At 62.7% G+C, this 7259-nt stretch carries 10 protein-coding genes and 1 pseudogene; 3 read left to right on the top strand and 8 right to left on the bottom strand.

The genetic code is table 11. The annotated features are described in order from the left end of the window. Positions 1–155: 155 nt before the first annotated feature. From K4G53_RS07650 to K4G53_RS07620, 7 genes and pseudogenes are all read right to left on the bottom strand, one after another. Positions 156–445 (bottom strand): annotated as a pseudogene (locus K4G53_RS07650) (helix-turn-helix domain-containing protein). Between the two features lie 2 nt (positions 446–447). Next, positions 448–714 (bottom strand): hypothetical protein, encoded by a 267-nt coding sequence (locus K4G53_RS07645; RefSeq protein ID WP_221385116.1) that lies wholly within the window; start codon positions 712–714, stop codon positions 448–450. A 15-nt stretch (positions 715–729) separates the two neighbouring features. Continuing rightward, positions 730–1179, bottom strand: coding sequence for an ABC transporter ATP-binding protein (locus K4G53_RS07640; protein WP_120693054.1), 450 nt, complete (start codon positions 1177–1179; stop codon positions 730–732). A gap of 97 nt (positions 1180–1276) precedes the next feature. After that, complete coding sequence (locus tag K4G53_RS21275; RefSeq protein WP_308287846.1) at positions 1277–2173, bottom strand: single-stranded DNA-binding protein; 897 nt, start codon at positions 2171–2173, stop codon at positions 1277–1279. Between the two features lie 5 nt (positions 2174–2178). Continuing rightward, positions 2179–2445, bottom strand: coding sequence for a glutaredoxin family protein (locus K4G53_RS07630; RefSeq protein WP_221385115.1), 267 nt, complete (start codon positions 2443–2445; stop codon positions 2179–2181). Positions 2446–2883: 438 nt separating this feature from the next. Then, entirely contained in the window at positions 2884–3588 is a 705-nt protein-coding gene (locus K4G53_RS07625) for an SOS response-associated peptidase (RefSeq protein ID WP_221385114.1), read from the bottom strand. A 63-nt stretch (positions 3589–3651) separates the two neighbouring features. Then, a complete protein-coding gene (locus K4G53_RS07620) occupies positions 3652–3849 on the bottom strand; it encodes a three-helix bundle dimerization domain-containing protein (RefSeq protein WP_221385113.1) in 198 nt (65 codons plus the stop codon). Positions 3850–4068: 219 nt separating this feature from the next. On the opposite strand from K4G53_RS07620, the gene K4G53_RS07615 reads away from it, so the two are divergent. After that, complete coding sequence (locus tag K4G53_RS07615) at positions 4069–4296, top strand: DUF2188 domain-containing protein (protein WP_221385112.1); 228 nt, start codon at positions 4069–4071, stop codon at positions 4294–4296. Positions 4297–4652: 356 nt separating this feature from the next. Here K4G53_RS07615 and K4G53_RS07610 read toward each other — a convergent pair whose 3' ends face one another. Beyond that, positions 4653–5999 (bottom strand): ParB/RepB/Spo0J family partition protein, encoded by a 1347-nt coding sequence (locus K4G53_RS07610; protein ID WP_221385111.1) that lies wholly within the window; start codon positions 5997–5999, stop codon positions 4653–4655. Between the two features lie 499 nt (positions 6000–6498). Between K4G53_RS07610 and K4G53_RS07605 the strand changes: the two genes are divergently transcribed. Both K4G53_RS07605 and K4G53_RS07600 read left to right on the top strand, forming a co-directional pair. Then, complete coding sequence (locus K4G53_RS07605) at positions 6499–6675, top strand: hypothetical protein (RefSeq protein WP_260323426.1); 177 nt, start codon at positions 6499–6501, stop codon at positions 6673–6675. 127 nt (positions 6676–6802) lie between these two features. Beyond that, a complete protein-coding gene (locus K4G53_RS07600) occupies positions 6803–7111 on the top strand; it encodes a hypothetical protein (RefSeq protein ID WP_221385109.1) in 309 nt (102 codons plus the stop codon). The last annotated feature ends 148 nt before the right edge of the window (positions 7112–7259 follow it).

Raw genomic sequence — 7259 nt, 5'->3', positions numbered from 1 at the left:
ACAAGAAAGCGCTCCGTCCGCAATGGGACGGAGCGCTTTCCTGAGAAGTAACGGATCACTGGACGCTAAAGTGGACTCTTCGCACATTCACGAGTCCAACTTTTGGGGACCAGTTCACAGTGGGTGCCGGCCTTCAACGCTTCAATCGCTGCGGGTCAATCGTCCGCGGGGGACTCCCCCTCGGGAACCTGGCCGGATGCAATGCGCTCCGCTGTCTTCTCATACGCGGCGTCAATGTACGCGCTCTCAGATCGTCCTCCCGGACGCGCCAAACGCCGCGGCCACCAAACTGAGCTGCCCTCAACTCTCCACTCCGAACCAGTGCATAAACCAACGGTTTGCCAAGGTTCAGGACCTCCTCAACCTGGTCCAGTGTCAACATCCGCGGGAACGGGTTAACCACGGGCGCACCACTCCTGCTTACTTCCTCAGTCCTCTTAGCCACGCTTACGTTTCCTCGTTTCGGTGCTGCATTTCATCCATCGTTCTCTGCCCGCGCCGCAGCTCGCCGGCCTGCACCGGAGGCCACGGCTTCCCGCCGTTGTACTTGCGCTGCAGACGCTTCACTTCACGCATCGTCGCCCTGACGATAAGGTCCGAAACGCTCGCGTCGCCCTCCTGCAGGCCGGCGGCCTTGAACGCAGCACGGACCTGCCCCGCCTGGTCCTCCGTGTAGTACGGCGTGAACGCCGGAACCCGCTTCGGCTTCGCCATCAACAACGGCCCTGGTTAGACGGCACGCAGGGTCCGCGGCCACGGGTGCAAGCTGTCCAGGTAACCCTTCCCCAGGGACATGGAGCCGTCCTCATTGAAGCGGATATCGGAGTGCTGGTGGCTGCCGCCGGCATGCGCAATAGCGGCCAACACCAGATCCAGGTTCTCTCGATCCAGTCCCGACACGAGGTCACCCAAAACCACCGGGACATCCTCAGCGAGAGACGCAGCGAGCATGAGGAAACGACGTTCCCCGCCGGAGAGCGGCCCGACCTCTTCGGGGATGGCGGCGAAGTCGATCCATGCCCTCACCTGGCCCGGCCCCTCCGGTTCGGTGCTCGTATGCACCCACGGGTTTCCCGGCGCAGCGAACTTCCCCCCAAACGCCTTCAGCAGCAGCTCCGTAGCCGCCTCCGTGGGGTACATGCCTCGCGCCCAGGCGCGGAGGTCATCTGCGTGCGTCATTGTTGTGTGTCCTTTGCTCGCGGTCTCTGGCTTGCCGGTGGCCTATCTGGTGCCTGTCGGGGCCCAGCGTATCTGCTGACCCCGACAGTTGTACTGCTTAGAAGGGAGGTTCGGAGTCCGGTCCGTTGCCCCATCCACCGGCGGCGTTGTTGGTCGCCGGCACTGCCCAGGGATCGTCCTGCAGGCCGGACTGGGGCTGGGAGTTACCATTGCCCTGGTAGCCGTTCCCTTGCCCGCCCTGGGTACTGCGCTGGCTGCGGTTTACCTTCGCATTCGCATACCGAAGTGAGGGGCCGACCTCGTCTACTTCGAGCTCGATTACGGTGCGCTTCTCACCTTCCTTGGTCTCGTAGGAACGGGACTTCAGCCGGCCGGTGACGATCACGCGCATGCCCTTGGTCAGGGACTCGGCCACGTTCTCCGCCGCTTCCCGCCACACACTGGCCCGGAGGAACAGCGTCTCCCCGTCCTTCCACTCGTTGGACTGCCGGTCGAACGTCCTGGGCGTTGACGCGATGGTGAAGTTCGCTACCGCCGACCCACTCGGAGTGAAGCGCAGCTCCGGATCTGATGTCAGGTTTCCAATGACAGTAATGGTGGTTTCGCCGGCCATGATGGTTCCTTTTCCTCGTGCGCTGGTGATGTTCTCGATGGGTGTTGTCGGTTCGTTCTGTGGTTCGATCCCACCCGGTTCGTCATGGGTGAGGTCGTTGGGCTGGTACTGGTTCGCGGTGTGAGCGTCCCAGAGCCCGCCCTCCCCCAGCGGACGGCTGCTGATCGCCTCAAGGAACCGATCATCCCCTTCCCGGTCCGGGGCGGCGTAGTCGTCGTACAGGTCCTCATCGAGGGGTTCCACAATGGCGGGCTCCACAACGTAGGGGTCCGCAACGTCGGGGCGGATCCTGCCGCTGGGGTTGACCTGGCGGAACAGGTCCACCTCCAACGGGATCCGCGGGCTCAGTTTGTACCCGAAGACCGGGCGCAGGGTGGTCACGGTCCTCACGCTGCCTTGTGACTCATGGCTGCCTGGACAAGCTTGTCGCGGCGCAGGCCGGACCAGTGGTCCTCGTCGTCAGTGTTGTTCACGACGACGGGAGCCTGGGAGTAGCCGAGTTCGGCGGTGATGTACTCCAACGCTGCCGGCACTTCGGTGATGTCAACGGCCGTGTAGGTGATGCCCTTGGAGTCGAAGTAGTCCTTCGTCTTCTCGCAGTTGGGGCACTCGGGCTTGGTGTAGACCGTGTAAGCGGTGGGTGTTGCAGTCATTTTCAGCACCTGGTTTCGTATCAAATAAGTTTCGTTCGTCTGGCTGACTTGCTACCTCCATTTTAGCAATCATTCAACTGAATGAATAGAGGTTTGACCGCGTATTTTAGGGGTTTTTCTGCAGCCTGTCCGAGCCAGCACATGACACTTATCGCCCCGCCGAGTCGCGGGGACGGGACGGTATTGACGCCGCCGGCGACTGTGGCCATCCCCGCAAATTTCCCACCGCGGCAGCCCCCCTGTGCCCTAAGGGCTCCCCCCGCTCCCGGCGACGCAGGAAACCATGGCGGAGTGGTGGCACTGGTATGTGTCGTCCCTGCTGGAAAGACCTTAGCTACCCATGCCGGATACGCCGGCCGCGGTCGTCGTGGCCCATGGGGAAGTCCGCCGTGGAGTCCCTACCTTGTCTGGCCGGCCTCCTGCCGGCGCATGGTGCGGTTAGGCTGCGGGTTCGATGAGCTCGGGACCATTGTTCCGGACGCTGTTGACCCGGTCGCTGACAATCCTTGAGGTGAGGACCGGGTCAGGCAGCGAATCCAGCAGGTGCTGCACGTCGCCCTTGTCCGTCAAGTCCGGGTCCAGCCATTCAGCGAAACGGTCACGGGGGATGATGACCGGGGACCGGTCGTGGATATGCCCCAGCGTGTCCTGGGTAGTGGTCGTCAGCACGGTGAAGCTCAGCAACCACCGGGTTGGGTCACCTTCGGGCACTGAGGGGTCAGCCCACCACTCGTACAGGCCGGCGAACCCCAGCAACGGCTCTTCTTCGGGGAACAGGTAGTTGGGGATCTTCTTGCCGTCCTCAGTCTTCTGCCACTCGTAGTACCCCTCGGCCGGGACCAGGCATCTGCGCTTCACGGCCGCCTTGCGGAAGGATGGCTTCTCCAGGATGCTTTCGCTTCTGGCGTTGATGAGCTTGTTCCCGATCTTGATGTCCTTGGCCCAGGACGGGACCAATCCCCAGTGCGCTATGAGCAGGTGCCGGTCCAAAGCGCCTTCATCGAGCCGCTCGGCGACGATGGGCACGTCCTGGGTGGGGGCCACATTCCAGCTCGGGGCCGGCGGGGTACCTTCAACCTCCTTGGCGTCGAACGCGCTCAACAGGTCACCGGTGGCTTTGGACATCACGTAACGGCCGCACATGAGCCCATTCTGCCCGACCCGCCAGCATCCAGGCCTTCACGCCAAATCCACGCGGGGAGCGTTCTAGGAGCCGCCTTGCAAGCGGTTGATGGCGGCGCGTTCGACGAGTGCGGGGACCATGGTGCGCACCGGGCCGGAGTTGAAGGCTGAATACTCGTCACAGACCGCATCCTCAATGTCGGTCCGGGGGCGTCCGGGGAATCTGCAGGCGAGGGTGTTGATTACCGACACCACAGCGTGCTGTTCTTCATTGCACTCCATCGTTCACCTCGTCATCGAAATGCCTACGGGGCCTCAGCCTTTCAGGCAACTTGAAAGATAAGCATGCTTCCTATTATCGTTGGAGTCAATCTTCTTCGCCTGTCCCCCATCAGGCGGAGTGGTTGCCAGGAAAGCCCTGCAGACCCCAGTGAACTGCAGGGCTTTTCGCTACCCGCGTTGCAGCAGGTGTCAGGATCCGAATGGCAGAGGGAGTAGGCAGTGGCTCAGGGCGATATCGAGACGTACTACGAAGACGGTGCTTGGAAGAACAAGCGTGAGGGTACTGACCGCGCGTTCGGTGCCGGCTACGGCACCAAGGACGAGGCAGTAGCCGCGGGCCGGGAAGCGGCCCAGGCGGACAAGGTGGAGCACGTCATCAGGAACCAGGACGGCCAGATTGGTTCCAAGAACAGCTACGGCAACGATCCGCGGAACGTCCCGGGCTGATTGCTGAGCGACGCTTTGCGTTGCGGCTTGCCTGAGGGCACAAGAAAGGCCGGCGGTTAGGCCGGCCTTTCTGCGTTCTCCTCGGCAAAGGAAACTTATGGGTTCAGCTTAGCTGAATGTTCTTCTTCGGGTGCTGCAACCGGTGGGAGCGTCGTTGTTCCCTGGGGCGCGGCACCTGGTGGGCTGGGCCGTGGGGTGCGTTAATCGGCGGTCCGTCGCTGGTGAGTGGCTGCTGTGGTTCGCCCTGGGCGGCGGACCGCCCGACTTCTGGAAGGTTCCTGGCCCTCCTGCGGCGATTGGGCTGGGCCAGTGCCGGGCAGGGTCTGGGATCCGCCGCCCGGCACAGGAGCCGTGGTCTATCCGGCTGTCTCGGTCTTGTCACCGCTGTCGATGATGATCTGCTCAACCTCACTCGCCGTGTATCCCCAGAGGACCAGCTGGTTCAGGTAGTCCCGGTGCGTTTGGCTCGGTGAGCGCCACGAGTCTTTCTTGATGGTCTTTTCATACCCGGCGCAAACCAGCGCAATCAGCCCAAACTCCGGCCGGGTGGTCGTTTTGGCGACGTGGTCCCTGAGCGGGTTCCACGCCCACTGGCTGGACTCTTCGAACTTCGCCCCGACCATCTCTGCGGCGACCTTCCCTTCGTAACCGCTGGCAGTTTCAGAGTGGTGGGTGATCGCGTGCAGGGTGAAGTACTGCCAGCCCTTGGGGGCCTGCTTCTTCGCCAACAGGTTCTTGACCCATTCATGCCGGACGGTCGTAGCTGACTGCATCAGCTTGTTGTTCTCGATCAGGGTCTTCCGTTCGGCTTTCTGCTCGTCGGTCATGGGGCCTTTGGGGGCCGACGAGGTGCCGTAGCCGCTGTAGTAGCGGAGCGTGAAGCCCAGTTCTTTCCAGCCGGTGACCACGGCGACGGCGGAGTGTTCGCCGCGATAGTCCGTCTCGATGTAGACGGCGTTTCCGTCCTCGTCGGTGGCCGGTTCCCCATCTGCCCTTTTCAGCGAGGTAACGCGGAGGGTTTCGCTGTCCTCCCCGTAGCCGCATTCGGGAACAACGATGGTTCCGGCGGCTTCCAGTTCGGCGGTGAGTGCGGCCAGCGCTGCGGCGCGGTCGCGCTTGTCGCGCAGCTGCTGGGTGACGTGCAGGAGCATGTCGGGTTCGTCCATGATGACCGATTCGATTTCGGCCGTCGCGTCTTCGTCGGACTCAAATTCGGCGAGAATCAGGGCTTCTTCGATGGTGTAGCCCTTGCCCAGGGCCGCGGCTCCGGTCTCGGTGGACTTGGCTTTGAGGGCGGACTCGACGGTGGTCTTGGTCCGTCCGGTCTTCTTGGCGATCGCGGCGGCCGAGACGCCGATCAGGGACAGCTGGTGGTAGGCGTCGGCCTCGTCGGCTTCGGTGAGTTCGGCGCGCTGGATGTTCTCCACTACCTGCGTGACGATGCGTTCGGCTTCCTCGGGGGACTCGATGATCATGACGGGGATCAGGGGCCGAGCCGCTTCGACGGCGGCGCGGGTGCGGCGCTGGCCCATCAGGACGTGCACGGTTCCGTCGTCCCTGCGGTGGGCGATCACGGGTTCCATGACGCCGTGTTCCTTGATGCTGGCGATGAAATCCGGGGTCAGGGCCGCGTCCTTGCGGACGTTGACATCGACGGTCAGCGTTGCCGGGTCAAGCATTTCCAGCGTGGGTGCTGCATTCATTGGTGTTGCTCCTTCTTGCCGAGAAGTTGGGTGGGTGGGGCGGCTCAGGTGACCGGCCAGCTCCCCTCTCCCCCCGTTGTTTTGGCTGCTGGCGAAGCTTGCGGAGCTGTGCCCGTGCAGGCCCGTCTACCCGCAGGGCAAGACCCGGGAAATCTTCGAAAGGAAATAAGCGACGAAGGAGCGCCGGAGAAGACTTTCCCGGGCCGCAGGCCCCGGAGGAACGGAGGGGCTAGAAGGGCCGGAACGGGCACGTACAATCCGAAGGACAGCAGCCAAAAACGTCGTAGACACACAGGTTCAGGGGGTCCGGAGCCCTGCGACGGCGCGCCCTGGACCCAACAGCCGGCCGCGCCAGCGGACGCCCAACAACTGGTTGAAGCGCAGCGGAAACCAGGGCGAGCCCCGCGAGCCTGCCCTTGCCCCTGAGTAGGGTCAGGGAATGAGCGATCCGGCTCCACGCCCTGGCCACAACAGTGAAGCCAGGCGCGCAAGCGCATGGATGTCACGGAGGACCTGGCGGGTCCTGGGTGTGGTGTTCACTGTTGCTGCGCTCGGATCGGTGGTGCTGGTGGTCGTGGATCTGGTTGTCGGCCGGCCTGCCGCGGGTGACCTCTTTATCGTTTTCCTCAACGGCCTCGCGGCCGTGATTCTGTGGATGCTTGCGCGCCGGACATGACGAAGGGCCGGCACGGTGTCGTGCCGCCCCTCGTCGTTTTTCCTCGGCAAAAGTGGAAACCAAGGCGAGGCCCGCGGGCTGCCAGAGCTCTGTCTTGACGTCAGCAGAAAGCAGATAGGCTGCCGCCATGACTACCGAAAATGCAGAGAATAGTGAAACGTCAACGTATCCGCGACGGCAAGAAGTTGTGTGGAAGGTACCCAACGATCGCGTCGTGAATGTGGACGCGGTGCTCCTAGCGGAGGCAAGAAAACGAATTGCCCCTTTGCTTGCGGAGAACGAGAAGGCCACGCCTGAAGATCGGACGGCCATCAACGAGCACTTTGCGTGGGAAATTGACGGCCGCCTGGTGGACCCGAAAGCGGAAAACGTAACCCTTTATAGCCAGTGGTTCAGCATTGAACTTAAGGACCCGGATTCCCCTACCGGAACCTAGCTCTTGGAAAGCGGAAGGGCCGGCACCCTTTGAACTGGTCCCCAAAAGTTGGACTCGTGAATGTGCGAAGAGTCCACTTTAGCGTCCAGTGATCCGTTACTTCTCAGGAAAGCGCTCCGTCCCATTGCGGACGGAGCGCTTTCTTGTA

The sequence above is a fragment of the Arthrobacter sp. MAHUQ-56 genome, from assembly GCF_019710585.1.
In the GTDB taxonomy this organism is placed as follows: domain Bacteria; phylum Actinomycetota; class Actinomycetes; order Actinomycetales; family Micrococcaceae; genus Arthrobacter.
Note: the sequence above shows the minus strand (reverse complement) of the source record. Positions and strands in the feature narration are given on the sequence as shown.

Excerpts from the sequence above, each read along its gene's own strand:
- K4G53_RS07645 (WP_221385116.1), bottom strand. The coding sequence starts at position 714 with ATGGCGAAGCCGAAGCGGGTTCCGGCGTTCACGCCGTACTACACGGAG.
- K4G53_RS07640 (WP_120693054.1), bottom strand. The coding sequence starts at position 1,179 with ATGACGCACGCAGATGACCTCCGCGCCTGGGCGCGAGGCATGTACCCC.
- K4G53_RS07630 (WP_221385115.1), bottom strand. The coding sequence starts at position 2,445 with ATGACTGCAACACCCACCGCTTACACGGTCTACACCAAGCCCGAGTGC.
- K4G53_RS07625 (WP_221385114.1), bottom strand. The coding sequence starts at position 3,588 with ATGTGCGGCCGTTACGTGATGTCCAAAGCCACCGGTGACCTGTTGAGC.
- K4G53_RS07620 (WP_221385113.1), bottom strand. The coding sequence starts at position 3,849 with ATGGAGTGCAATGAAGAACAGCACGCTGTGGTGTCGGTAATCAACACC.
- K4G53_RS07610 (WP_221385111.1), bottom strand. The coding sequence starts at position 5,999 with ATGAATGCAGCACCCACGCTGGAAATGCTTGACCCGGCAACGCTGACC.
- K4G53_RS07605 (WP_260323426.1), top strand. The coding sequence starts at position 6,499 with ATGTCACGGAGGACCTGGCGGGTCCTGGGTGTGGTGTTCACTGTTGCT.
- K4G53_RS07600 (WP_221385109.1), top strand. The coding sequence starts at position 6,803 with ATGACTACCGAAAATGCAGAGAATAGTGAAACGTCAACGTATCCGCGA.